19 protein-coding genes are annotated in these 25,366 nt (G+C 60.7%); 16 read left to right on the plus strand and 3 right to left on the minus strand.

The annotated features are described in order from the left end of the window. Positions 1 to 7 precede the first annotated feature (7 nt). The 14 genes from arc (at position 8) to HMPREF2562_RS00160 (ending at position 16,259) form a co-directional block, all read left to right on the plus strand. The gene (gene arc, locus HMPREF2562_RS00095; protein WP_126108030.1) at positions 8 to 1,585 is read left to right on the plus strand and encodes a proteasome ATPase; all 1,578 of its coding nucleotides are present in this window, start codon (positions 8 to 10) and stop codon (positions 1,583 to 1,585) included. Continuing rightward, complete coding sequence (gene dop, locus HMPREF2562_RS00100) at positions 1,578 to 3,155, plus strand: depupylase/deamidase Dop (RefSeq protein ID WP_049170549.1); 1,578 nt, start codon at positions 1,578 to 1,580, stop codon at positions 3,153 to 3,155. Before arc ends, dop begins: the two co-directional genes overlap by 8 nt. A 61-nt stretch (positions 3,156 to 3,216) precedes the next feature. Beyond that, positions 3,217 to 3,411 carry a ubiquitin-like protein Pup gene (locus HMPREF2562_RS00105; protein WP_005510795.1) on the plus strand — a complete coding sequence of 65 codons (195 nt, stop codon included), beginning with the start codon at positions 3,217 to 3,219 and terminating at the stop codon, positions 3,409 to 3,411. A 69-nt stretch (positions 3,412 to 3,480) separates the two neighbouring features. Further along, positions 3,481 to 4,941 (plus strand): Pup--protein ligase, encoded by a 1,461-nt coding sequence (pafA, locus tag HMPREF2562_RS00110; protein WP_049189969.1) that lies wholly within the window; start codon positions 3,481 to 3,483, stop codon positions 4,939 to 4,941. 43 nt (positions 4,942 to 4,984) lie between these two features. Then, positions 4,985 to 6,013, plus strand: coding sequence for a helix-turn-helix transcriptional regulator (locus HMPREF2562_RS00115; RefSeq protein WP_070549290.1), 1,029 nt, complete (start codon positions 4,985 to 4,987; stop codon positions 6,011 to 6,013). Then, complete coding sequence (locus HMPREF2562_RS00120; protein ID WP_070549292.1) at positions 6,013 to 7,044, plus strand: helix-turn-helix transcriptional regulator; 1,032 nt, start codon at positions 6,013 to 6,015, stop codon at positions 7,042 to 7,044. The genes HMPREF2562_RS00115 and HMPREF2562_RS00120 overlap by 1 nt, the downstream gene beginning before the upstream one ends. 74 nt (positions 7,045 to 7,118) lie before the next feature. After that, positions 7,119 to 7,430, plus strand: a complete 312-nt coding sequence (tatA, locus tag HMPREF2562_RS00125) for a Sec-independent protein translocase subunit TatA (RefSeq protein ID WP_049181044.1) — start codon at positions 7,119 to 7,121, stop codon at positions 7,428 to 7,430. 18 nt (positions 7,431 to 7,448) lie between these two features. After that, on the plus strand, positions 7,449 to 8,675 hold the full coding sequence (gene tatC, locus HMPREF2562_RS00130) for a twin-arginine translocase subunit TatC (RefSeq protein WP_070429703.1): 1,227 nt from the start codon (positions 7,449 to 7,451) through the stop codon (positions 8,673 to 8,675). Between the two features lie 24 nt (positions 8,676 to 8,699). Then, positions 8,700 to 11,486, plus strand: coding sequence for a DEAD/DEAH box helicase (locus HMPREF2562_RS00135; RefSeq protein ID WP_070549294.1), 2,787 nt, complete (start codon positions 8,700 to 8,702; stop codon positions 11,484 to 11,486). An 89-nt stretch (positions 11,487 to 11,575) separates the two neighbouring features. Then, complete coding sequence (locus tag HMPREF2562_RS00140) at positions 11,576 to 12,691, plus strand: M24 family metallopeptidase (RefSeq protein ID WP_053093005.1); 1,116 nt, start codon at positions 11,576 to 11,578, stop codon at positions 12,689 to 12,691. Between the two features lie 32 nt (positions 12,692 to 12,723). Beyond that, complete coding sequence (locus tag HMPREF2562_RS00145; RefSeq protein ID WP_049193518.1) at positions 12,724 to 13,488, plus strand: SDR family NAD(P)-dependent oxidoreductase; 765 nt, start codon at positions 12,724 to 12,726, stop codon at positions 13,486 to 13,488. Next, entirely contained in the window at positions 13,485 to 14,711 is a 1,227-nt protein-coding gene (locus HMPREF2562_RS00150; protein WP_070549296.1) for a bifunctional cobalt-precorrin-7 (C(5))-methyltransferase/cobalt-precorrin-6B (C(15))-methyltransferase, read from the plus strand. Before HMPREF2562_RS00145 ends, HMPREF2562_RS00150 begins: the two co-directional genes overlap by 4 nt. Positions 14,712 to 14,757: 46 nt before the next feature. Further along, positions 14,758 to 15,531 (plus strand): precorrin-4 C(11)-methyltransferase, encoded by a 774-nt coding sequence (cobM, locus tag HMPREF2562_RS00155; RefSeq protein WP_070549298.1) that lies wholly within the window; start codon positions 14,758 to 14,760, stop codon positions 15,529 to 15,531. Beyond that, positions 15,519 to 16,259 (plus strand): cobalt-precorrin-6A reductase, encoded by a 741-nt coding sequence (locus HMPREF2562_RS00160; protein ID WP_016422808.1) that lies wholly within the window; start codon positions 15,519 to 15,521, stop codon positions 16,257 to 16,259. Before cobM ends, HMPREF2562_RS00160 begins: the two co-directional genes overlap by 13 nt. A 3-nt stretch (positions 16,260 to 16,262) precedes the next feature. Here the strand turns inward: HMPREF2562_RS00160 and cobJ are convergent, their stop codons facing one another. The 3 genes from cobJ to cobG are packed head-to-tail and all read right to left on the minus strand — an operon-like array spanning position 16,263 to position 19,714. Then, positions 16,263 to 17,873: a precorrin-3B C(17)-methyltransferase gene (gene cobJ / locus HMPREF2562_RS00165; protein ID WP_070549300.1), complete on the minus strand. Its 1,611-nt coding sequence runs from the start codon at positions 17,871 to 17,873 to the stop codon at positions 16,263 to 16,265. A gap of 3 nt (positions 17,874 to 17,876) precedes the next feature. Beyond that, complete coding sequence (locus tag HMPREF2562_RS00170; RefSeq protein ID WP_070549302.1) at positions 17,877 to 18,527, minus strand: precorrin-8X methylmutase; 651 nt, start codon at positions 18,525 to 18,527, stop codon at positions 17,877 to 17,879. A gap of 11 nt (positions 18,528 to 18,538) precedes the next feature. Beyond that, positions 18,539 to 19,714: a precorrin-3B synthase gene (cobG, locus tag HMPREF2562_RS00175; RefSeq protein ID WP_070549304.1), complete on the minus strand. Its 1,176-nt coding sequence runs from the start codon at positions 19,712 to 19,714 to the stop codon at positions 18,539 to 18,541. Positions 19,715 to 19,965: 251 nt separating this feature from the next. On the opposite strand from cobG, the gene HMPREF2562_RS00180 reads away from it, so the two are divergent. Then, positions 19,966 to 21,528: a lipase family protein gene (locus tag HMPREF2562_RS00180; protein WP_070549306.1), complete on the plus strand. Its 1,563-nt coding sequence runs from the start codon at positions 19,966 to 19,968 to the stop codon at positions 21,526 to 21,528. A gap of 173 nt (positions 21,529 to 21,701) precedes the next feature. After that, a complete protein-coding gene (gene cobN, locus HMPREF2562_RS00185) occupies positions 21,702 to 25,352 on the plus strand; it encodes a cobaltochelatase subunit CobN (RefSeq protein ID WP_049170639.1) in 3,651 nt (1,216 codons plus the stop codon). Positions 25,353 to 25,366 lie beyond the last annotated feature (14 nt).

The following is a 25,366-nucleotide window of genomic DNA, read 5'->3' on the forward strand; positions in this document are numbered from 1 at the left end:
GGGATACATGACAACGCCGTCTGACAAAATCCGTGATCTTGAGCAGAAGAACTACAACCTCGGCATTCGTAATAATCGCCTGGTTGAGCTGTTGCGGGACTCCCGTAACAAGCTAGAGCTACTGCGCCAAGACATGGAGGACATGCTGGAGCCGCCTAGCACGTACGGTATTTTCCTTAAGCCGGGGCCGGAGAAAGGCACCGCAGAGGTTTTTACCGGAAATCGACGGATGCGCCTGCGGGTGCAGCCGGAGATTAATGAGCGGGCGCTTCGGCCGGGTGCGCAGGTGCGTCTGAATGAGGGCTCGATAATCGTGGAGGACTGCGGTTATCCGGAAAGCGGCGACATCGCCAATGTTCGTGAGGTGCTGCCGGATCGGGAGCGCATTTTGGCCTCGGATACTCACGGTGAGGAATTCGTGGTGTCTCTGGCGGGGGATTTGTCGCCGAAGCCGGGGGACTCGGTGATGATTGACCGCAAGTCGGGCTATGCGTTTGAGGTCATTCCGAAGTCCGAGGTGGAAAACCTGGTGCTGGAAGAGGTACCGGATGTCACCTACACGGATATCGGTGGTTTGGACAGTCAGATTGAGCAGATTCACGATGCCGTGGAGATGCCGTTCCTGCAGCCAGAACTGTTTGAACAGTACAACCTGCGTCCGCCGAAGGGTGTGCTGCTCTACGGCCCTCCCGGCAATGGTAAGACGCTGATTGCCAAGGCTGTGGCTAATTCGTTGGCACGCAAGATTGCGCTATCCCGAGGCAAGAGCGAGGCGGAGGCGCAGCGGGCGCAATCGTACTTCTTGAATGTCAAGGGCCCGGAGCTGCTGAACAAGTTCGTGGGTGAGACCGAGCGTCAGATTCGCCTGATTTTTGACCGCGCTCGCGACATTGCCGAGGATGGCAAGCCGGTAATTGTCTTCTTCGATGAGATGGACTCGATTTTCCGCACTCGTGGTTCGGGCATCTCCTCGGATATGGAAAACACAGTGGTCCCGCAGCTGCTCAGTGAACTTGACGGTGTGGAGGGGCTGGAAAACGTCATCGTGATTGGTGCCACCAACCGCGAGGAGATGATTGACCCGGCAATTCTGCGCCCAGGACGCTTGGATGTGAAAATCCGCATTGAGCGCCCGAATGAGGCTGCGGCGAAGGATATCTTCCGCAAGTACTTGACTCCAGAGCTGCCGTATAAAGCAGCCGAGGTGGAAGCGCGCGGTGGGGTGGAGCAGAATGTCGCACACCTCATTGACCAGGTTGTTGAGCGGATGTACGCCAAGACGGAAGAAAACGAGTACGTGCGGATTCGCTATGCCGATGGCACCAGCGAAGTTATGTACTACCGCGATTTCAACTCCGGCGCGATGATTTCCAACATCGTCGACCGTGCGAAGAAGTCCGCCATCAAGTCGGTTATCGCTGGCGGCGAGGCTGGTATTAGCTTGGATCACCTGCTGTCTGCAGTGGCGGAGGAGTTCGCGCAGAACGAGGACCTGCCAAACACCTCGAACCCGGATGAGTGGGCTCGCATCTCCGGTCGTCCAGCGGCGCGCGTTGCCTCGGTCGAGGTGATTCGCCATGGCTAAATCCGCCGCCAGTTCTGCACAGTCGAACCGCTTCTTCGGCACGGAGATTGAGTACGGCATTTCCAGCCCGGACAACCCGGATGTCAGCCCAATTCTCACCTCCACGCAGGCCGTGCTCGCTTTCGCGCATGAGCAGGAGGAGGGCCTGTCGGGGCGCATCCGCTGGGATTACGCACCAGAGTCGCCACTGCGCGACAGCCGTGGTTTCGACCTGCGCCGTTACCACCAGCCACCGATTGTTGACCCGAATGCCGTCGGCGCTGCAAACCTGCTGGTGCAAAATGGTGCCCGTTTCTACGTCGATCACGCGCACCCGGAGTACTCCTCACCGGAGACGGCAACCGCCCGCGAGGCGGTTATCGCTGACCGCGCAGGTGACAAGATTATGCTGCGCGCAGCTCAGCTTGCCGCCGAAGCCACCGATGCTGAGGGCAATCCAGGTCCGATGCTGAAGCTCTACCGCAACAATGTCGATGGCAAGGGCGCCTCGTATGGTGCCCACGAGAACTACCTTTTCTCCCGAGAAACCGAGTTCGATGACATCGTCGCCGGTCTGACGCCGTTTTTCGTCACCCGCCAGGTGTTCACGGGCGCTGGTCGCGTGGGTCTGGGGCAGACGGGGCAGGAGTCGGGTTTCCAGATTTCGCAGCGCGCGGACTACATCGAGACTGAGGTCTCGCTGGAGACCACTTTGAACCGCGGCATCATCAACACCCGCGATGAACCACACGCAGACTCCGATCGCTTCCGCCGCCTGCACGTCATCATCGGTGATGCCAACATGAGCGAGGTCGCCACCTTCCTCAAGCTGGGCACCACAGGTTTGGTCATCGACGCCATCGAGGACGGCGTGCGTTTCGACGACCTGCAGCTCCGCAACCCCGTCGAGGCCGTCCATAAGGTCTCCCGAGACTTGACTTGCACCGAGAAGCTGCAGCTGGCAGACCATGTCACGTGGATGTCCGCAGTGGAAATGCAGTACGAGTACCTGCGTCGCGTGGAGAGCTACGACCAGCAGGGCGACGTCGTCAAGCTCTGGCGTGAAGTGCTCGACGTGCTTTCCGACGACCCCCGCAAGGCAGCCCATCTGCTGGATTGGGTGGCGAAATACAACCTCATGGAGGGCCTGCGTACCCGCCTGGGCGCGGGCTGGGACCACCCGAAGTTGGCGTTGATTGATATTCAGTACTCGGATATTGACCCTGCTCGTGGGCTGTACCATGCGCTGGTGCGCCGCGGTTCGATGCGCACACTCGTGACCGAGGAAGAAGTCGACCGAGCGGTTGAATACGCACCGGAGTCTACGCGTGCGTATGTACGCGGTGGCATTCTGCGCCGCTTTGGCAAGGATGTCGTCGCGGGCAGTTGGACCAGCTTGGTGGTGGACACCGCGGGGGTGTATCGGAGCACTCGTGACGTGGAGTCGCCTGGAATTACGCTGGCCTACATTACGCTGGATGAAGTTGACCGTTTCACTGCCGCAGAATGCGGTGACGTGTTGGAGTCTGCGGAGACAGTGGCCAAGGTGGTTGAGCATCTGCGTACTCTCGGGGCTATCCGCGAACAATAGGCACACATAGTGCAGTAATAGAGCAGTAATACTCAAAAGTTCATTTTTAAGGAGCAATATCATGGCTGGTAACACTCAGGTTTTCGGCGGCGGTTCCGGCGGAGGCGACGAGGAAGAGTTCGGCGAGGTCGCTGGCGGCGGTCAGGCTCAGGAGCACGTTGCAGCTGCTGACGACCTGCTGGATGAAATTGATGGTCTGCTGGAGAACAACGCCGAGGAGTTCGTGCGTTCGTATGTCCAGAAGGGTGGCCAGTAAAAAGTGACTGACCAGCAGGTAGGGCAGCAGGAGCCGGAAGCAACGCCGACACCGGTACCGGCACAGGCGTTGACCCGACGCATCACCGGTATTGAGACCGAGTTCGGCATCACTCTGACGCTGGATGGCTCGCGCCGTCTGGGACCGGATGAGATTGCCCGCTACATGTTCCGCCCGGTGATCGCTAAGTACGGGGCAACCAACATTTTCACCCCCAATGCTGGTCGTATGTACCTCGATGTCGGAAGCCACCCGGAGTACGCTACCGCTGAGTGCGATTCGGTCTCGCAGCTGGTAGCGTACGACCGCTCGGGCGAGGTCATCTTGAATGAACTCGCTGAAAAGGCTGAAGCAGAGCTTGCCGACGAGGGCATCGGTGGCAAGGTCTACCTGCTGAAGAACAACGTTGATACCGTCGGTAACTCCTACGGTTGTCACGAAAACTACCTGGTTGGACGTGAACTGGGACTGAAGTCCCTGTCCAAGCTGCTGCTACCTTTCTTGGTTACGCGACAGCTCATCTGTGGCGCGGGGAAGATTTTCCTGCCGTACCCAACCTCGCCGTATCACAACGATCCGATTCAGTACTGCTTCTCGCAGCGCGCGGATCATGTGTGGGAGGGCGTCTCCAGTGCAACGACGCGCTCCCGGCCGATTATTAACACTCGCGATGAGCCACACGCGGACTCCAACCGATTCCGCCGCTTGCACGTCATCGTGGGCGACTCCAACATGAGTGAGACGACGACTGCGCTCAAAATTGGCTCCACTCAGCTGGTACTGGAGATGATTGAAGCCGGCGTGAAGTTGCCGGACTTCGAAGTCGCCAACGAAATCAAGTCCATCCGTGCGGTGAGCCGCGATATGACCGGCAAGGCCGAGATTCCACTGCGAAGTGGCGAAACTGCCACCGCACTGCAGATTCAACGCGAGTTCCTGGACGCTGCGACGGAGTGGCTGAAGGTCCGCGAAGAAAACATGGTCAACGAGGACAAGGGCATTGCCGGTGCCGGCACGTCCAACGAAGAAATGAGCCGCATTGTCGAGCTGTGGGGTCGCGCGCTCGATGCCGTGGAAACCGGTGACTGGTCTCTCATTGAGCACGACATTGACTGGGCCATTAAGTACTCGCTCATGAAGCGCTACCTGGACCGCGGTCTAACGCTGGAGGACCCCAAGCTTCATCAAATCGACTTGGCCTACCACGACATCCGTCCCGGCCGAGGCATCTTCCGCGCGCTGGAAGCCCGTGGTATTGCCTCGCGGTGGATTACCGATGAGCAGGTCGCTGAGGCGGTCCGCATCGCACCGCCAACTACTCGTGCGAAGCTGCGCGGTGATTTCCTCGTTGCAGCCGAAGACTCCAGTTTGAAGACCGTAGTGGACTGGACACACCTGAAAATCTCCGGCGACGATCCCATCTCCACTATGCTCGGCGACCCCTTTGCCACGGAAAACGATGAGGTCAATGAGATGATCGAGATTCTGACGGCCGCGAAGAAGACCTCGGATACGGATTCGAATAACTAGTTCCGTCCCCGGAAACTGCCCCAGGAAAAGGAGCCCCACAGTCGTGTCTGTCTCACCGGTATCGGAAAACCCCGGATCCGCTGCGATCAGTGAGAACCAACGTCAGGTTCAGCTGCTGTTGGCGCTTTCCGACGACACCGGGTGGGTCAGCGAGTCGTGGATCTCCAAACATGTCGAGGGTTACTCCCGTGTTTCCGAGGATTCCCGGGCTCGTTATTTACGTGCGGACACCGCGGCACTCCTGGCAGCCGGGGTCCCGGTGGAGGTTTCGTCGTCAAGCGCGGGCGATAAGGTCAAACGTCTGCGCCTGAACAGACTACGGTGGCCCCAGCACGACCCCGAGTTCACTGAAGCGGAGGCTTCGGTGGTTTTCCAGGCGGCGAATGCGGCGTTTGGTTCGGAGGAGCTGAGCTCGACGGCTGTGGCGGCGTGGCGGAAGCTCGCATCGTTTGCGCAGCGCAGCGCCATTGCGAAGCCGGATGAGTCGGTGGTGGTGGCCGATGCGGTGGATATGAGTCGAGTGGATTTCAGCACACTGCTGACCGCGATGACCTCGCCGCGCCGGACAGTGGAGATGTGGTACTCCCGCCAGTACGGCGTGGATGATGAACTGCGCATGCTGGAGCCGTGGGGTCTGATTAACCTGCGCGGGCGCTTTTATGTGTTGGGCTTTGATCCGCAGCGTGAGGCCGCGCGTATGTTCCGGCTCAGCCGTATCCGCGATGTGTCGGATACAGGGACGTCGGCGACCCAGCCAATGCCCGATGGTGACTTGCAACAGATTGCGGAAAACATGTTGCACCGCGGTGGCAAGACCTATCAGGCGGTTGTTCGTATCGCTCCGAATACCTGCGCTGATGTGGTGATGAAAGCGACCGCGTTGGGGGATGGGCGCTACGAGCTGCCAGCGGCACCTGTGAGTGAGATTGTGTCCACAGGTTTGAGTTACGCACCGGATTTGATTGTGGAATCACCTGAAGAGGCACGGTCGGAGATTATTGCTCGGTTGGAGCAGGTACTCGCTCGCCATGGCGGTTCGAATGGTGCGAAGAACGCTTTGGAGGGCAACTAATGACAGTGCATGCAGCCCGGGAACTGGACGCAGGTGTCAGTGTCGACGAGTTGTTGGCGGTCGTACCGTACTTTTCGCAGCACCGTTCAATGACAGAGGCCGCTACCGAACTGGCCATACCTTTTGCCCGAATTCGGGCAATCGTGGAACAGATTGCAGATATTGACCAGCCGGGACTCCTCGGAGTGCGGGCTTTTGAAGTTGATTACCGCAACAGCTTTGATGTCCGTATTCGCCCTCAGGCAACGGTGCTCAGCCAGCCACGCGCGCTCACAGCCGAAGAAACCGCGACCTTGCTGCTCATCCTGGAAACCATCGAGGACTCCGCAGCCACCACTTCCTCCGAAGCCGCGCAGACGGCCGCGACAAAACTACGCAGTGCTCTGGGAACAAACGTCCCCATCATTGACTCGACCGCTGCGGAAAATGGCAAGGCCTTTTCCTTTTCTGAGCAGATTTATTCCGCGCTGCATCAGCGCAAGGTGTTGAAGGTGCGCTACCGGAATGCCTCAGGGCAGATTACAGTCCGTGAGCTTGACTGTGTCAACGTTTATACAGTTGAATCCACGACGTACCTCCGCGCTGTGGACCGTGCGCAGGAAGACCGTCGCCAGAAGAGCTTCCGCGTCGACCGCCTGGAGGCCGCCGAGGTCCTCGACACTCCCGCCGGTTTCCACCGCCCCGAGCCTGTCGATATCCGTGATCCCCACGCCTTTGGTACGGAAACGGGAACGTCCGAATGGGCAAGTGTGCTTATCGACGCCGACGCCACCTGGATCGCAGACTATGAACCGGTCTTCTTTACCGAAGATGAGGGAGAAGAAGAGGATACCGAACTGGTCTCTGACCAAGGCTTAGGGCAGTCGGAATCTGTCGCTGACGTGCCGATGTCCGACTTGGCCGCAACAGTCTCCTTTGTGCTCCGCCGTTCACCGAGCGTAACGGTCGCTGAGCCCTTAAAATTGAAAAACGCCGTTGTTGCGCGAGCCCGCGAAGCTTTGGCAGAGTATGGTCGAAACGACAAGGCTTAAATCAAAGCTTTAATCGCGCACGATGTGGCAACTTGCCACTTGTATTTGTATTCATTTGAAAGGTCTCTAAGCGGATGCCGAACCTAGGTCCCTGGGAAATCATCATTATCCTGGTCGTTCTTGTCTTGCTCTTTGGTGCAAAGAAGTTGCCGGATGCCGCACGTTCGCTCGGCCGCTCCATGCGTATCTTCAAGTCCGAAGTCAAGGAAATGCGCAACGATGACGAGCAGCAGGAGCAGGCTGCAATTCAGCAGGCTCCGCAGGCCCAGCCACAGCAGCCGTACCAGCCGCAGCAGCAGTACCAGCAGCCGGCACCGCAGGCTCAGCCGCAGCAGCAGTACCAGCCGCAGCCTGGCCAGAACAACCCTGGCCAGCCGCAGCAGTAGTAGAAGGCCGGTTGAAGCGTGACTTCAGCTACATCCACATCACGTCCTCGGAAGCGCCAGCGTAAGCGCAATCCCGAGGGCGTGATGACTATTGTCGAGCACATTCAAGAGCTCCGACGTCGCCTCGTTCTCGCCCTCGCTGGTATTGCCGTTGGCACTGTTGTGGGCTTTATCTGGTATCAGACCGCCTTTACCATTGGCCAGTTCCGCATACCGTTTACCTCGGTCAATGTTGGCCCTGTGCACTTTAAGTCCCTGGGTGAGTTGCTCAAGGATCCGTACTGTCAGCTTCCACCCGAGATGCGTCTCGGCGGCGGCGAAGGTGCGGAGTGTCGTCTGCTGGCGACCAGCCCGTTTGAAATGTTCATGCTGCGTCTGAAGGTCGGTGCGCTGGCCGGTCTGGTGATGTCGTCGCCATGGTGGCTCTACCAGATTTGGGCCTACATCACTCCCGGTTTGGTTCGGAAGGAACGCCGCACCACGCGCAGAGTTGTGACTGCCGCCGCGCTGCTGTTTGTCATGGGTTCCGTCCTGGCCTACTACGTTGTCGCCATCGGTCTGGAGTTCTTGCTCCAGATTGGTGAAGAGACGCAAATTTCTGCACTCACCGGTTCGCAATACTTCGGTTTCCTCTTGGCGCTCATCGTCTGCTTTGGCGTGAGCTTTGAGGTTCCGCTTTTCCTGGTCATGTTGAACATGGCCGGTGTCGTTACCTACGAGAGCATCAAGGACAAGCGCAGCATCATCATTATGTCGCTGTTCATCTTTGCGGCCTTCATGACTCCGGGGCAGGAACCAATATCCATGGTCGCAATGGCAACGGCACTGACGTTGCTGGTGGAAATCGCAATCCAGATTTGTCGTCTCCATGACCGTCGTAAAGCAAATGAGCGACCTGATTGGTTGGACGTCGATGACGAGCAAGGCTCCGGACCGATTACGGCTTCCGGTCCGATTGGCTCCGCCGGCGGTATCGGTGACGTGGGCGGCATCGACGCCCCGACTTCAGTAAGTGTGCCGACGTCGATTCAGCCGGGCGGCATGCCGACGGCATCAGCGGCCCCGACGACCTCCCCGGTCTCTGGCCCGACGCCAGTGAACGCTCCGACGCCGACGCGGGCATCCCAGATGCGTCCTACTCGCAATTCGCGTCCGCCACGGCCACACGGCATGATTCCGGAGACTCCGATGCCGACGCAGGACTTGCGAAATCGTCCGACGAGCGACTTTGATGATGTTCTCTAGCGCGGTTTATGACACTCTAGAGGCATGACTCTTCTCGGCGATTTCGTCAGCCAACAGGATTTCGATCTTGACGACTTTCAGCTCCGCGCCTGCCAATCAATTGAGGCAGGGCGGGGCGTTGTCGTCTGTGCACCCACCGGTGCGGGCAAGACCATTGTTGGCGAATTCGCTATTTATGCAGCTCTTGAGCGCGGTGGCAAGTGCTTTTACACCACACCTATCAAGGCGTTGAGCAACCAGAAGTACCACGACCTAGTCGAGGACTACGGCGAAGACCGCGTGGGCCTGCTCACTGGAGACACTTCGATTAACGGCGACGCAGACATCGTGGTGATGACCACCGAGGTGCTGCGCAATATGATTTACGCGAACTCACCGACGCTGAAGAAACTCACGCATGTGGTGATGGACGAGATTCACTACCTCGCAGACCGCGAGCGCGGCGCTGTCTGGGAAGAGGTTATTTTGAACCTCGACCAGTCCGTGGCCGTCATCGGTTTGTCCGCGACGGTGTCCAACTCCGAGGAGTTCGGCCGCTGGCTGTCCACGGTGCGCGGGCACACGGACGTCATTGTCACGGATCTGCGCCCGGTTCCGCTGCATCAGCACATGCTGGTGGGAAACCGGCTCTATCCGCTTTTCGAGGCGAAGTCGGACAAGGTCAATCAGGACCTGTTGGAGGCGTGCCGTCGTGCCGAGTTCGGCTACGGCGACGCTGGGGCCAGGGAGCGCTACCAGTACAAAAAGCACAAGGGCGGTGGACGCTCGTATAGCTGGGGCGATAAGGGGCAGCGCAAGTTCCGCCCGCCGAAGCGCGGCGATGTTATCCGCATGCTCGGCTCCATGAACATGCTGCCCGCGATCGTTTTCATCTTCTCCCGCGCGGGCTGCGAAGGCGCGCTGGCGCAGGTCGGTGCTACGCGCGCAGAGCTCACTGACCGGGATGAGCAGGAGCGCATCGCCAAGATTATCGATGACGGTGTTGCACACATTCCGAAGGAAGATCTGCAGGTTCTCGGTTTCCTGCGCTGGCGCCGCATTCTCATCCGTGGTTTTGCGGCGCACCATGCGGGCATGCTGCCTGCGTTCCGGCACATTGTGGAAGAGCTCTTTAACGAAGGCCTGGTCAAGGTTGTCTTCGCCACCGAGACGCTTGCGCTGGGCATCAACATGCCTGCCCGCACGGTCGTGCTGGAGAAGCTGGTCAAGTTCAACGGCGAAGCACATGTGGATCTCACGCCGGGTCAGTACACGCAGATGACCGGTCGCGCTGGCCGCCGCGGTATTGACACTGTCGGCAATGCAGTGGTGCAGTGGGCCCCGGCAATGGATCCGAAGGCTGTCGCAGGGCTGGCATCTACGCGCACATACCCGCTGATTTCCACCTTCGCGCCGAGCTACAACATGAGCGTCAACCTCCTGCAGACGCTCGGTTACGACGGCTCGAAGCGCGTCATGGAGCGCTCATTCGCACAGTTCCAGGCGGATGGCGACATCGTCGGAGTCGCCGCCGAACTGTCCAAGGCAAAGCAAGAAGCCGCGGCCCTGCGTGCGGAACTGCTCGGCAGGGGAGCCGACGCGCACGCTGAAGGGGCGGAGGCTGAGGGGTCGTCGTCAAGCGAGGAAGGCAGTTCGCGTGACGACGAGCGCCTGACCCAGATGCTTGAATATCTGGATCTGCGCGCGAAGCTGACCCAGGAGGAGAAGAACGCCAAGCGCCGCAATATTGAAGACCGCCACACGGAAACAGTGACCGCGCTGCGCAGACTCCGTCGAGGCGAGGTTATTCCTCTGCCGAAGGGTAAGAAGGTGCAGCTGGCGGTCGTGTACCGAGAGGACCATTCGAAGTCGAATCCACGTCCCGGTGTCATCAGTGTCGGCGGGTTCGTGGGGCGTGTAGAGCCGCATATCTTCCCAGCGGCGCCGCAGACGGTCGGCGCGATTAAGCTGCCTCGGGATGCGGACCGGCATCCGCGACGTGCGCTCGGAATTGTGCGCGCAGAGATTGGCCGCAAGGGGCTAAAGGGACCAAAGCGGCTGAAGCGTCGCACTGGTGGCAACTCGCCGGCGGTGAGGAAGCTGCGACAGGAGCTGCGCGAGCATCCGCTACATGGCGATCCTGCGGTGGAGACGATGGCTCGTCACGCCGATACGCTACGGCAGGCCGAGGCGCATGTGGCCAAGCTGCAAAAGCGCGTCGATTCCGCCTCGGATACGTTAGCGCGCACATTCGACCGCATGCTGCAGTTGCTAACACAGATGGACTACGTCGAATGGCCGGAGGGCGCGGAGCCGACGATTACCGAGGAAGGCCTGCGGCTGGCGCAGATTCACAACGGCTCGGATCTGCTGGTGGCCACGTGTCTGCGCCGCGGTATTTGGGATGATCTGGACCCCGCGGAACTGGCCGGTGCGGTGTCGAGTTTGGTCTTTGAAAACCGCAAGGCCAGCCAAGGCAGTGACGAGGTGCCGACCGAGCCGCTGGCCAAGGCGCTGGGGAATACTTATCGCATTTGGGAGGAACTGTCGGAGGATGAGCGCCGTTACCGGCTGCCGCTGACGGACTTGCCGGATATGGCTTTTGCTACGGCGATTCATCAGTGGACTGCGGGCGCACCGTTGGGGTACTGCCTGCAGGCAGCGGCCGAAAGCGGCGCGGAGCTGACCCCGGGCGACTTTGTCCGCTGGTGCCGTCAGGTCATTGATCTGTTGCAGCAGATTAAGAAGACCGGCTACTCCACGGAGATTCGCGACAATTCCGCCGAAGCTATTCAGGCGATTCGCAGGGGCGTAGTGGCGCTGAACAATTAGTTGCCGGTTACGTTGGTCAGCCGAAGCCTCGCCGCCCCGAGGCCACTCAACCGGCGACGGGCACAGGCCGACGGGTACAGTTGGCAACTATGAGCAACGGTATCTTTAGCTTTGACATCTATCAGCAGCGTCTGGATCGCACTGCGGAGCTTCTCCGCAGCCGCAATGCAGACGCTGCAGTCTTTGGAACCGGCGCTGACCTGCAGTATCTCATTGGTTCTGCGGTCACTTCGCATGAACGCCTGACGGCGCTGGTGGTCACTGCATCCGGCACCACCACACTGGTACTGCCCGCCGTGGAGCGCGGGGATCTGCCGCTGTGTGCAATCGGTGATCTCAACGCCGATGTGGTGTTGTGGGAAGACGGAGAGAATCCGCACCGCATTGTCGCCGACTTGGTGGGCCACGTGGGCACCCTCGCAGTGGGAGCCTCTTTGACCGCTGACCACTTGATTCCTATCCAGGATCTCACCGGAGCCAAGACTGTGTTGGCCGGAGACCTTCTGAAGGAACTGTTCATGCGCAAGGACGCCGCTGAGATTGATCAGTTGCGCGAGGCCGGCGCCGCTATTGACCGCGTTCACGCTCGAGTGCCGGGCATGCTGCGCGCAGGTCGCACTGAGAGCGAGGTCGCCGACGAGATCTCGGCTGCCATCCTGGAGGAGGGGCACGTCGCCATTGACTTCGTCATTGTCGGCTCCGCTGAAAATGGCGCGAATCCGCACCACGATTTCTCCGACCGCGTCATCGAGGAAGGTGACGTGGTGGTCGTCGATATCGGAGGCACCTTGCCGCTTGGCTACCACTCCGATTGCACGCGCACCTATGTCGTCGGCAAGCCGGGGGAGAAGGAAGCTGCAGCGTGGGCGGCTCTGCGCAAGGCGCAGGAAGCTGCCGTGGCGGCGGTGCGCCCCGGTGTGACGGCTGCAGAGATCGATGCGATTGCGCGTAATAGCCTCACCGCTGCGGGCTACGGCGAGTACTTCATTCACCGCACTGGTCATGGCATTGGCCTGTCCACGCATGAAGAGCCGTTCATTATGGCTGGCAATGAGCTCAAGCTCGAGCCTGGCATGGCGTTTTCGGTGGAGCCGGGTGTGTACCTGCCGGGTGAGTTCGGTATGCGGCTGGAAGACATCATCGTTGTCACCGAAGACGGCGGAGAATCGGTCAATAATGGTCCGCACGATTTAATTACCGTCTAATCGAGGTTTAGAGGAAAGGTATTTTCTAGCGCATGGGACACGTACTCGTTCTTGGTGCCACCAGCGAGATCGGCGGGGAAGTTGCCGCGCGACTGGCCAACCACAACACCTTCACGCTCGCTGCGCGCCGCACTGAGGCGCTCGACGGCATTGCCGGTCGGCTCATCGACTCCGGTGCCGTCGCGGTGCACCGCATCCACTTTGATGCCGATGACATCGCGGCACACCGCCAGTTCGTCGAGCACGCCTGGCAGCACGGTCCCATCGACACGGTGATTGTCGCGTTCGGTATCCTCGGTGATCAACGGAAGTGTGAGGAGTCCGGCGAGGCTGCTGCGGCAGTCATTCATACCGACTTCACAGCACAGGCATCGATTCTCACTGAGATTGTCGCGCGCATGGAGTCCGACATCGCCTCCGGCACGCTGCCTGTGCGCGATAAGGTCGCGGGCCGCATCATGGCCTTTTCCTCTATCGCAGGTGCCCGCGTGCGCCGCGCCAACTACGTCTACGGTTCGGCGAAGGCCGGTCTCGATGGTTTCCTCCAGGGCATGCAGGACCGCCTGCGCGGGAGCCATATTCAGCTGACGATTGTCCGGCCGGGCTTCGTCATCGGCCGCATGACCGAAGGCATGAAGCCAGCGCCGATGTCCTCGCGCCCCGCCGAGGTCGCGGAGGCCGCCGTCACTGCTTTCGACGGTCGGAAGCCCCACGTCTGGGTGCCGCGTAAATTGGCATTGCTCGCACGCGCCACACATCTGACTCCGCGCTGGATTTGGCGGAAGATGCCCCGATGAGCCCAAAGCTTCGCGTCGTCGGCATCGGCTGCGACGGGTACCCTGGCCTATCCGCCCGCGCTGTCGAGGCGTTGTCGTCGGCTCGCCGCATCATTGGCTCTCCCCGTCAGCTCCATTTGCTTGCCGACGTCAACCTGGACGCCGACCTCTCACCTTGGCCAGGTGGCTTCTGGAAGGATTGGCGGGCCACCCTGGCAGATATTGACCCCGCAGTCGATGTCATCCTCGCCAGTGGCGATCCCATGTTCCACGGTGTCGGCGTGTCCCTGGTCCGGGAGCTCGGCCGTGGCGCCGTGGAGGTTATTCCAGCGCCATCGTCAGCCTCATTGGCCTGCGCTTACCTCGGCTGGCCCTTGCATGACACTCCGGTGATTTCGCTGGTGACAGGCGAGCCGGGGCTACCTGGTGCCGCGCGTGTCGTACCGGTAGCGGATTCACTACGGCCCTTCCTGGTGCTGTGCCGAAACGCGGACTCAGTGAAAGAGGTCGCTACGGTTTTAGCCGACCGCCCAGACACCAAGCTCACCGCGCTGACCAATCTCGGCGGCACGGAAGCTACAGGGCTGCCGGAGTCCGTTGCCGCAGGCACGGTGGCGAACCCACCAGTTCCAGCTGGCAACCTCACGGTGCTGGCGGTGGAGCCGTCGGGAAGCGCGCGCGGCTGGCTGCGCGACGGTGACTTTGATTCAGATGGCCAGCTGACGAAGGCGCCGATTCGCCAAATGACGGTCGCTGCGTTGGATCCGCGGCCGGGAGCGCTGCTGTGGGATGTCGGCGGTGGCACGGGGTCGATTGGCATTGAGTGGGCTCGGCACGGCGGACGTGCGGAAATTTTCGAGCGCGATGCTGTTCGTGCAGAGCGAATTGCTAAGAATGTGGCGGCTCTGTCTGGCAATGTGACCGTCCACCGCGGAGCGGCACCAGCGGTGTTGGCGGACTCGAATCTTCGCCCAGATGCCATTTTCATCGGCGGAGGTCTCACTGCTGACGGAATGATTGAAACCTGTTGGCAACGCCTTGCCCCGGGAGGCACCATCGTCGCAAACACCGTGACGCTGGAGTCGGAGGCTCTGCTGTGGCAGGCGCGTCGCGACTATGGCGGGGATGTCACCCGGCTTTCCGTGGAGCGCGCAGGTGCAGTCGGCAGTTTCACTGCGTGGCGCCCTACGTTGCCGGTGGTGCAGTGGGTGGCGGAGAAGCCAGTAGAGCCTGCGCTACCATAGACGTAATTTCTCTGTCTAGAAAATATTGAGGACTCTGTAACTCACAATGACTGTGTATTTCATCGGTGCAGGCCCGGGGGCAGCGGATTTGCTGACGCTGCGCGCGGACCGGCTTATTCGTTCCTGCCCAGTGTGCCTTTACGCGGGATCGATTGTCCCGCCTGAGGTGCTGGAACACTGCCCCGAAGGCGCAGAGATCATCAACACCGCGCGAATGCCGCTGGATACCATCATCGAAACCATTCAGGCAGCGCATGCGGCGGGCAAGGATGTCGCACGCCTGCAGTCCGGCGACCCGTCGGTGTGGTCGGCGCTGGCAGAGCAGGTTCGTCGTCTCAGCGAGCTCGGCATTGACTACGAAATCGTTCCGGGTGTGCCGGCATTTTCCGCGGCGGCGGCCGCTCTGGGCCACGAGCTCACGGTGCCAACCGTTGGTCAGTCAGTGGTGCTGACTCGTATCTCCGGGCGCGCTTCCAAGATGCCGGAGGGCGAAACCTTGGAGAACTTCGGTCGCACGGGCGCGACCCTGTGCATTCACTTGGCCGCCCACGATATTGACCGTGTGGTTGAGGAGCTCACCCCGCATTATGGTGAGCACGGCCCGGTGGCAGTGGTAGCTTTCGCATCCCGTCCGGAACAGGTTATTCTCCGCGGTACGCTGGCTGATATTGCGCAGCAGGTCAAGGATGCAGGTGTGACTCGTACGGCTGTCATCATTGTCGGCAAGGTGCTCACCGCCGAGGCGTTCCCGGATAGCTACCTCTACAGCGATGATCGCCCACGCGATGAATACGGACGGACCATCCCATGCGTGCACTAATACTGGGTGGAACTGCTGAAGCCCGCGCCCTGGCCAAGCGCCTAGTGGGCGAGGGCTGGTTTGTCACCTCTTCACTGGCCGGTCGCGTTTCTAACCCGAAGCTGCCCGTCGGCAATGTCCGCATTGGCGGTTTTGGCGGTCCCGCAGGACTGACTCGGTGGCTCATCTCCGATGCCACTGAAGTCATCATCGATGCCACGCATCCGTATGCAGAACAGATCAGCGAATCTGCTGCTGAAGCTGCCCGAGCCACCGGTATTCCGCTTGTTGCGCTGCATCGCCCTGCGTGGGAGAAGCAGCCTGGCGACAACTGGATTGAGGTGTCCTCCATGCAGGAGGCCGCGGACGTTGTTGCCGACCGTTTCTACAGCCCGTTTCTCACTATTGGCCGTCAGCAGCTTGCTCCATTTGCCGGTGATTCCAACGGCCGTTACCTCATTCGCTGTGTGGAACAGCCCGCGCCGCCGCTGCCGAAGAATCGGAAGATTATTCTCAGCCGTGGGCCTTACGATGTCGCAGCGGAGCGCAAGCTCATGCGGGATTACGCCGTGGACTGCGTGGTAACCAAAAACTCCGGTGGTGCTGCTACTTACGCCAAGATTGAGGCAGCCCGCGACCTGAAGAAGCCGGTCGTTATCGTGCAGCGCCCGCAGCTGCCCGGCGCGGATATCGCCACCGTCGCCACAACGGTGGATGAGGCGTACAACGCCGTCATCCGCCGGGCATAGCGGCTAACGCAGCAACTCGCCAGTTCCGCTGGTGCCGCCCTCACCGTAGTGGCGTGCGGTGTAGACCCGAGTGGTCTTGCCGGCACGATACGCCTTTGTCGACGACGAACCAATAATCACCATGGTCCGCATATCGACGACATCCGGGTCGAACTCCGCCAGCGTGGTCACGGTGACGTGTTCCTGCTCCGAGCCGACTGCCCGCGCCACAATCACAGGCGTTGTCGGCTCGCGGTATTCCAAAGCCAAGGCACGCAGCTCTCGAATCTGCCATCTCCGCGACTTGGAGGCCGGGTTGTAGACAGCAAACGCCATGTCCGCACCGGCTACAGCACGCACTCGCTTAACGACGACCTCCCAGGGCTTCAACCTGTCGGAGAGACTGAGCATCGCAAAGTCATGGCCAAGGGGAGCACCCACTCGACTTGCGACAGCCTGAGCAGCAGTCATGCCCGGCACGACTCGAACTGGAATGTTTCGCCACATATCGTCGTCAGCGACTTCCAGCACTGCGGCCGCCATGGCGAAGACCCCCGGGTCACCGGAACTGACCACCGCAACTCGACCTCCACGCTTGGCTATATCCAGCGCCATAGTGGCTCTCTCTGCCTCTACGCGGTTGTCGGAGAGGTGGCGGCGTTGCCCGGCGCGCTCAGGAACCCGGTTGATGTAGGTGGAGTAGCCAACCAGATCCGTGGCCCGGGCCAGTTCCTCAGTGACTTCTGGGGTGGTCCAGCGCTCCGCACCCGGGCCCAGGCCGACAACGATAACTTCACCGACCGCTGGGGTAGCCGACTCAGTCGCCGTATCGGTGGCTACACCGGTCGCCACATCATTAGCTGGCTCTGATGCTCCAGATACGCTCCGTTCAGTGCCGTAGACAGCGGAAGGCACGACGGCTACTGCAAAGTACGGAACTTTCTCCGGGTCTGCATCGACCAGCGGGTAGCTGGTGTGCTCATTCATCGTTGCTCGCTCGACAACGTAGGCGCGCTCGAGCATGCCTGCGGACTGCAACGCTGTGCGCACCTTCTCAACGTTTTTCCCCAGCTTCATAATGACTACACAGTCTGAGGCGTCAAGAACCGCAGCGATGCGCTCGGAATCAGCGGTGGCGGGAACAACGCTGACGATTTCGGTAGCCTCGCCGAGCGGCTGACCAATCTCTGCTGCCGCCGCAGTAATGCTGGCCACTCCAGGGACAATCTCAGTGGGAAAGTCCTCGCTGAGGGCGTGATGCAGATGCTGGTACGAGCTATAGAGCATCGGGTCACCGAGCGAAAGAACTGCAACACTTCGTCCCTCGGCCAAGTGCTTGTGCAGGCGAGCAGTGGCCTCTGCATAGAAACCGGCGAGCTGCTCGCGGTAGTCGACTGGGCGCCCGGTGGTCACCGGGTATTGCAATTGCTCTTCCACGGCAGCGTCGTCACGCGCGTCAATCAGTTCGGCGGCGATTGAGCGCGCCGTGGAACGTCCGTGAGTTCCTGCATGGTAGGCGATGACATCGGCTGTGCGGATGATGTCGGCACCGCGGAGTGTAATGAGACCTGCGTCGCCGGGACCGAGTCCGACGCCGTAGAGATGACCAGGCTGAGCACTGTAGGAGCCGGACATGGTTTAGATGATCTCCTTTGCGGTGGCAATGGCATTGAGGGCAGCACAGGTGATAGCCGAGCCACCGCGACGGCCGGTGACGGTGATGTACTTCAGCTCTGGGTTTTCGGCACCGGAGTCGATAGTGACCTGCTTTGATTCCGCGGCACCGACGAAGCCCACTGGCATGGCCAAAATGGCAGCGGGCATGGGGAAGGAGCCCTCATTAATGCGGTTGAGCAGGTGGAAGAGGGCGGTGGGAGCGTTGCCGATGGCGACAACCGCGCCCTCTAGGCGTGGCTTCCACAGCTCCACGGCGGCAGCAGTGCGCGTGGTGCCGAGTTCTTGAGCCAGCTTGGGGACGCGCTCATCACGCAGCAGGCAGATGACCTCGTTGTCAGCAGGTAAGCGCTTGCGGGTAATACCCGAGGCGATCATGTTGACATCGGTGAAGATAGGAGCGCCTTCCTCGAGAGCCTGGCGAGCTGCGCGCACAGCTCCCGTGGAAAAGACGATGTCCTTGGTCAGGTCGGTCTGACCTGCTGCGTGAATCATTCTGACAGCGACGGTTTCCTCATCGGCATCGAAGCGGGAAAGATCGCTTTCTTCGCGAATGATGGCAAACGAGTTACGGTAAATATCCGCACCGTCGGTGTTGTACTCAAAGCGCTTCATAGGCTTAAAGCCTAGTCCACAGCAGTGACTTCGTATTCTCCGTCCCCGGTGGCGAGATAGTCGAAGTAACCGCCCTTGGGCTTGCCGCAGCGACGCTCACAACCGGAGAAGTGCACGCGCCCCTCGGGCAGTCGGCCATCGGCAATTGCGTGAGAAGCATCGCCGCGGGTGTCAGCCAGAGACTTTTTGCAGCCGGGGCGTCCGGTGCAGGCGCTGACGCGCAGCCAGGTGGACTTCCGGTCGAAGATCAGGCCATTGGGCGCCAATACCTTGACGACCTGTTCGGCAACTTCCTCTTCCAAATCGTGCAGAATCAGCGAGTACCACGGAGTGACGTGCACAGGAACTTGCGTATGCGAAATCGCACGGGCCAGACGCGCCGGGAGGACGCCAAAGCGCAGGCCAGCGGCCAGGCTAACCAGGCCATCCGGCTGGTCAATCCAACCGATCTGGCGGGACAGCCCGGCGGTGGCATCAAAGCTCTCAGCCGGGGTCGGCTCCTGGCGACGGACTCGGGCGCCCAATTCCTCGATTATCGCATCGGCAATGCGCTCGGCCGCATTGGCTTCCGCGATGCGCCAGGCTGAACCACGGCTGTCATTCCACACCTTCGCTGTGGTGATGAGAGCCTCCACGACGTCGTCACGCGAGACGACAATCCCCGAGGTCGCGCCGCCAATGATGAGTTCAAACGTGTTCTCATCATGGGCGACAACGCCGAAGTCGGGGCGCTCACCGAGCACGTCACCGCGGCCGTCGTCGAAAGCCATGAGTGTGCGACCTGGCAGTGTTGCCAGCGACGGCTCCGCGATGAGAGCCTTGTCGAACTCTTGAACCAGGTCACGCACATCAGCTTTACCGCCGACGCGACCGGACAGCGGCGACTGAAGAACGTTGCGTACGCGGTCGTGGCTGGTGGAGGGAACCAGCTTCTCTTCTTCCGCGGCATCGGCGAATGCGCCGGTGTTGGTGATGCCACGGATCTGAACATTGCCGCGGGAAGTGAAGTGAATATCACCGTCGCCGAAATTCTCGGCCAAATCGGCGAGTACGGCGAAGCCCGGCGCGGGAAGAAAGCCTCCGGGGAAGCGCAGACGACCAATTGCGCCATCAGCTGCGATATGAACCTTGCGGCTGCCGGGGCAACCGTCCTGACGAGTGCGGGTTCCTTGATCAGATGCAGTCATACTCTCAAGAATACGCAAACACACACAGAGCTGAGCCCCCGAAAACAGGGGCACATTATCCGACTCCTTTCCAGCCCAACGAAACCCTTCTGAAGTGGAGTTTTGATACCCCTCCGCGAAAAACATACAAATTCTTCACTAAAATCCACCGATTTACCTTTTTAAAACTTTATTGTTTTCATAACCTAACTTCCTCTGAATTAAGGGAAGTTTTCATTGGGTTTTCAATCTGGGGTTATTCAGGAGATTTCATGCCACATCACGACGCTGAGGCACTCACGCACGAGGCACACGACACCGTCGGCACCGGCCGTGCCTCGACACAGACACGCTCTGCTTCACGACGAAACCGTCGCACCATCCGAACGGGAATCGGGGTAGCGCTAGCAGGTCTTATGACCATCGGCCTGGCTACACCTGCAAACGCACAGCCACTAAACATCCCAGGCCTATCGGATAGTGGGCTGGCGGATAAGGTGTCGTCGTCAAGCGCAAACCGCGAACTGCCTGGTTTCGGCCATGTACCGAACCCGAATATGGAAAGGCTACTCGGCATCGAGAAGGACGATGAGGAGTCTGACAGCGAGGACGCAGGTAGGCAGCTGACCCCGGAACAGGCACGCGTGGCCGCAGCCTCGCCGCTGAATTCTCTGCCGCTGACCCCGTCGCGCACGGCAAATGCCGGCACGCTGGTCAGCAGCGAGGATGCCGAGATGATGGTGAACGACAAGCTGTGGAATGTGGATGCCAAGCGTATTCACTACAACTCCACGGATTCCCTCGGCAATCCCAGTGTGGACACAGCCCTTGTGGTGACTCCGAAGACGGAGTGGAAGGGCAGCGGTCCGCGTCCGGTCGTGGCAATCGCTCCGGGCACGCAGGGTGGCGCGGAAAAATGCGACCCATCAATCTCCTCACAGACCGGCCTGAAGATTGAGTTCGATCCGTTGGACATTATTGCTCCATACGAGACGATTCCGATGGTCGCGAACTTGAAGCGAGGCGCGACTGTGGTGATGATCGACCACCACCGCAATGCCCAGGGTAACCAGGACTACGTCGACAACATCGCCTCAGCACAGTCGCTGTTTGATGCCGTGTCTGCCTCACACGAGCTCGGCGTGGACAAAAATGCGCCCGTGGGAATTTATGGCTACTCCCAGGGTGGCTCCGCAGCCGCTGCAGCTGCTGAGCGTGCAAGTGTCTACGCTCCGGAGCTCAACGTTGCCGCATCTGCCGCCGGTGGCCCGCCGTCCGATCTTGCAAACGTCCTCGACCAGATTGATGGCACTACGCTGACCGCCGCGATTGCACTCGCAATCAATTCTGTCCTGGATAAGGATCCGGAGCTGCGCCGAGTCCTCAAGGAAGAAATCAGCCCCGAAGGCAAAGAACTGCTGGACAACGTGGGCAACTACTGCGCGGGTGGCTTGGGTTTCCATCACTCGTTTGAAACCACTGACCAGTACACGACTAGCGGTGAGTCACTCAGCGAGATGATTAAGCGCTACGAGCCGGTACAGAAGGAACTCGCACGCCAGCGCGTCGGCAACTTCGTCCCAAATGCGCCGGTGTACCTCTACTCGGGTGAGCATGATGACATCATCCCCATCAACCAGGTTCGCAAGCTGCGCGATTCCTGGCTGAATCTCGGCTTCACCGACCTGGAGTACGTCGAAAACACGACTTCACCGGTGCTACCGAAGACGGGCATTAACCATATCGTTCCGATGCTCGCGGAACTGACTAATGCCACCGACTTCCTCTGGTCCCACTTCCCAGATCAGCCGGCGGAGCAGTCGCTGGAACTCTAGCAATAGCCCCTGCAGTAGAGTGATGGAGAAATCCACTGCCATGCCGCTGACGAGAAGCTCGGTGAAAATCCGCACGGTCGCGCCACTGTCACAGTCAGACCTCGTCATCGGTTAGAAGGCAGACTCCCGCCGACCGGGGACGCGTTGCTCCCCAGGAAGTGAATGACTACACCGTGATTCTGCTGCTGTCGACCTCGGATACCGACCTTCTGTCCGCCCGCGCGGCCGCTCAGGCCAACCCGGAGGTGTCCTACCGTTGGGCAAACCCGGCGCGTCTGCTCGACGATGATTTGCCCACGCTTGCCGACGGCGCCGATGTCGTCATCATCCGACTTCTCGGTGGCCGCCGCGCCTGGGAATCCGGCATCGACTACTTTGTGAACTCCGGTATTCCCACCGTCCTCGTCTCCGGTGAGCAGGCACCCGATGCCGAACTCACCGAGTATTCGACAGTTCCCGCAAACGTTGCCACGCAAACGCACATTTACCTGGCGGAAGGCGGCGCAAAGAACCTCGCACAGCTGCACAATTTCCTGTCGGACACACTGCTTCTGACCGGTCTTGGCTTTGAAGAGCCCACTCGCATGCCGGCCTGGGGTTTCCTGGAGCGCGACTCCAAGGTGGCCACGGAAGATTCCCGCGGCACCGTCGGCATTATTTACTACCGCGCCCAGCACCTGGCGGGAAATACGCACTACATTGAGGCGCTTGCTGACGCGGTCGAGGCTCGCGGCTACGTCGCCAAGCCTATCTTCGCCGCGTCCCTGCGCACCGCCAGCGATGAACTGCTGGCAGAGCTAGCTTCCTGCGACGCGCTCATCACCACGGTGCTCGCCGCTGGCGGCAACCGCCCGGCACTCGCGCAGGCCGGCCAGGACGATGACGGCTGGGATGTCGCCGCACTCGCAGACCTGAACATTCCCATCATCCAGGGTTTGGCCCTGACTTCGTCCAAGGCGGCATGGGAGGACAACGACGAAGGTCTGTCGCCGCTGGACGTCGCAACACAGGTCGCCGTCCCCGAATTCGACGGCCGCATCATCTCGGTCGCGTTCTCGTTTAAGGAAATCGACTCCGACGAGCTCATTTCCTACGTCCCGGATCTCGAGCGTTGCGACCGCCTGGCCGGCATCGCCACCCGTTACGCCGCGCTCCGCCACATCAACAACGCTGACAAGCGCGTCGCCGTCATGCTCTCTGCGTACCCGACCAAGCACGCCCGCATCGGCAACGCTGTCGGTCTGGACACACCAGCATCCACGTTGAAGGTGCTGCACGCGCTTGCCGACGCCGGATACAACCTCGGCGACACCACCAAAATCCCCGGATATGCCACCGCCGAGGATGGTGCCGATGAACCAGATGCGTTCATGCACGCCATCATCGAGGCCGGCGGCCAGGACCCGGACTGGCTGACCGAAGAGGTTATGGAGGCAGCCGAGCTTCGCCTGCCCGCTGCCACCTACGAGAAGTTCTTCGCTACCTTGCCGGAAGAACTTCGCTCCGACATGCAGGACAAGTGGGGTGCCGCGCCGGGCACCCTGTACGTCCACCCGGATACCCAGGACATCTACATTGCGGGCCTGACCTTCGGCAATGTCGTGGTCATGGTGCAGCCACCGCGCGGTTTCGGTGACAACCCGGTGGGTATCTACCACGACCCGGATCTGCCGCCGACGCACCATTACCTGGCCTGCTACCGCTTCCTGTCGCTGCCGCAGGCGGAGGGCGGTTTCGGCGCCGATGCCGTGGTTCACATGGGCAAGCACGGCAACCTGGAGTGGCTGCCGGGCAAGACCGTCGGCCTTTCCGCTTCCTGCGGCCCGGATGCTGCCATCGGCGAGCTGCCAATGATCTACCCCTTCCTGGTCAACGACCCGGGCGAAGGCACACAGGCCAAGCGCCGTGCTCACGCCACGCTTGTCGACCACCTCATTCCGCCAATGGCCCGCGCCGAATCCTACGGTGACATCACCCGTCTGGAACAGCTTCTCGACGAGCACCAGAACATCTCCGCCATGGATCCGGCCAAGCTGCCGGCCATCCGCCAGGAGATTTGGACGCTGCTGACCGCCGCGAAGATGGACCGCGACCTCGGCTGGGACGAGCGCCCGGACGAGGAGGTCTTCGATGACATGCTCATGCATGTCGACGGCTGGCTCTGCGAGATTAAGGACGTCGCCATCCGCGGTGGCCTCCACGTGCTCAGCCAGGCACCGGAAGACGAATCTCTAATCGGCACTGTGACCACCATGTTGCGCGCCCGCCAGCTGTGGGGCGGCAAGCAGACCCTGCCGGGCCTGCGCGAAGCTCTCGGCCTGGCCGAGGACGGCACCGATGAACGCCACGCTGTGGACTCTATCGATGCACTGGCTACGGCGCTGGTAACCGCCGTGGTGAAGAATCCCGACCAACCGGTGACACAGATCGCGGCTGATGTGCTCGGCTCCGAGGAATTTGCCGATATCGCGGCACCAAACGGCCTCGACCAGGTCGTCGAGCTGCTGCAGTTCACCCGCGACGAAATTCTCCCGCGCCTGGCTGCTACCAGCGAGGAGATCCCACGCATTCTTTCTGCTCTCGATGGCGAATTCGTCCCGGCTGGCCCCTCCGGCTCACCGTTGCGTGGCCTGGTCAACGTGCTGCCGACTGCCCGCAACTTCTACTCGGTTGACCCCAAGGCGGTGCCGTCGCGCCTGGCTTGGGAAACCGGTGTTAACCTCGCCGATGGCCTGATTGAGCGCTACCGCGCCGACCACGGTGAGTACCCCAAGTCGGTTGGTCTGTCGGTGTGGGGCACTTCCGCCATGCGTACCTCGGGCGATGACATCGCCGAGGTGCTCGCGTTGATTGGTGTGCATCCGGTGTGGGATGACGCATCTCGCCGTATTGTCGGCCTTGAGCCGATTCCGCTGGAGGAGCTGGGCCGCCCGCGCATTGACGTGACCGTCCGTATTTCCGGCTTCTTCCGTGATGCGTTTCCGCATGTTATCGACCTTTTGGATGATGCGTTTCAGCTCGTCGTCAAGCTTGATGAATCCGATGAGGACAACTACGTGCGCGCCCATGCGAAGGCCGACCAGCAGGAGCGCCCGCGTCGCATCTTCGGTTCCAAGCCGGGCACCTATGGAGCTGGCCTGCTGCAGCTGATCGATTCCGGTTCCTGGCGCGATGACGCGGACCTGGCAAAGGTCTACACGACCTGGGGTGGCTACGCCTATGGCCGCGGTGTCGATGGGGAAGAGGCAGCTGACGACATGAAGACGGCCTACCGCCGTATTCAGGTTGCCGCGAAGAATGCCGATACCCGCGAGCACGATATCGCCGACTCCGATGACTACTTCCAGTTCCACGGCGGCATGATCGCCACGGTCCGCGCACTGACGGGTTCCGCTCCGGAGGCCTATGTGGGCGATTCCACCCGCCCGGACGCCGTGCGCACCCGCACCCTGCACGAGGAGACGCGACGCGTCTTCCGTGCCCGCGTGGTCAACCCACGCTGGATGCAGGCAATGCGTAACCACGGCTACAAGGGCGCCTTCGAAATGGCCGCAACCGTCGACTACCTCTTCGGTTACGACGCGACGGCGCAGGTCATGGATGACTGGATGTACGAAACGCTTACCGACGAGTACGTTGCGAACCCGGAAAACCGCGAGTTCTTTGAACAGTCGAATCCGTGGGCTCTGCACGATATTTCCGAGCGCCTGATGGAGGCCGCCGAGCGCGGTATGTGGGAAAACCCCGACCAGGAACGCATGGATTTGCTGCGCCAGACCTACCTGGATACAGAGGGCGACTTAGAGGAGCGAGCTGACCGGTAGGCGAGCGCCAGTCG

This window comes from Corynebacterium sp. HMSC077G07, from assembly GCF_001809225.1.
In the GTDB taxonomy this organism is placed as follows: Bacteria; Actinomycetota; Actinomycetes; order Mycobacteriales; family Mycobacteriaceae; genus Corynebacterium; species Corynebacterium jeikeium_D.

Excerpts from the sequence above, each read along its gene's own strand:
- HMPREF2562_RS00150 (WP_070549296.1), top strand. The coding sequence starts at position 13,485 with ATGAGCCCAAAGCTTCGCGTCGTCGGCATCGGCTGCGACGGGTACCCT.
- HMPREF2562_RS00120 (WP_070549292.1), top strand. The coding sequence starts at position 6,013 with ATGACAGTGCATGCAGCCCGGGAACTGGACGCAGGTGTCAGTGTCGAC.
- cobJ (WP_070549300.1), bottom strand. The coding sequence starts at position 17,873 with ATGTCCGGCTCCTACAGTGCTCAGCCTGGTCATCTCTACGGCGTCGGA.
- dop (WP_049170549.1), top strand. The coding sequence starts at position 1,578 with ATGGCTAAATCCGCCGCCAGTTCTGCACAGTCGAACCGCTTCTTCGGC.
- cobM (WP_070549298.1), top strand. The coding sequence starts at position 14,758 with ATGACTGTGTATTTCATCGGTGCAGGCCCGGGGGCAGCGGATTTGCTG.
- HMPREF2562_RS00160 (WP_016422808.1), top strand. The coding sequence starts at position 15,519 with ATGCGTGCACTAATACTGGGTGGAACTGCTGAAGCCCGCGCCCTGGCC.
- HMPREF2562_RS00170 (WP_070549302.1), bottom strand. The coding sequence starts at position 18,527 with ATGAAGCGCTTTGAGTACAACACCGACGGTGCGGATATTTACCGTAAC.
- HMPREF2562_RS00145 (WP_049193518.1), top strand. The coding sequence starts at position 12,724 with ATGGGACACGTACTCGTTCTTGGTGCCACCAGCGAGATCGGCGGGGAA.
- arc (WP_126108030.1), top strand. The coding sequence starts at position 8 with ATGACAACGCCGTCTGACAAAATCCGTGATCTTGAGCAGAAGAACTAC.
- HMPREF2562_RS00180 (WP_070549306.1), top strand. The coding sequence starts at position 19,966 with ATGCCACATCACGACGCTGAGGCACTCACGCACGAGGCACACGACACC.
- HMPREF2562_RS00135 (WP_070549294.1), top strand. The coding sequence starts at position 8,700 with ATGACTCTTCTCGGCGATTTCGTCAGCCAACAGGATTTCGATCTTGAC.
- cobG (WP_070549304.1), bottom strand. The coding sequence starts at position 19,714 with ATGACTGCATCTGATCAAGGAACCCGCACTCGTCAGGACGGTTGCCCC.
- tatA (WP_049181044.1), top strand. The coding sequence starts at position 7,119 with ATGCCGAACCTAGGTCCCTGGGAAATCATCATTATCCTGGTCGTTCTT.
- HMPREF2562_RS00105 (WP_005510795.1), top strand. The coding sequence starts at position 3,217 with ATGGCTGGTAACACTCAGGTTTTCGGCGGCGGTTCCGGCGGAGGCGAC.
- HMPREF2562_RS00140 (WP_053093005.1), top strand. The coding sequence starts at position 11,576 with ATGAGCAACGGTATCTTTAGCTTTGACATCTATCAGCAGCGTCTGGAT.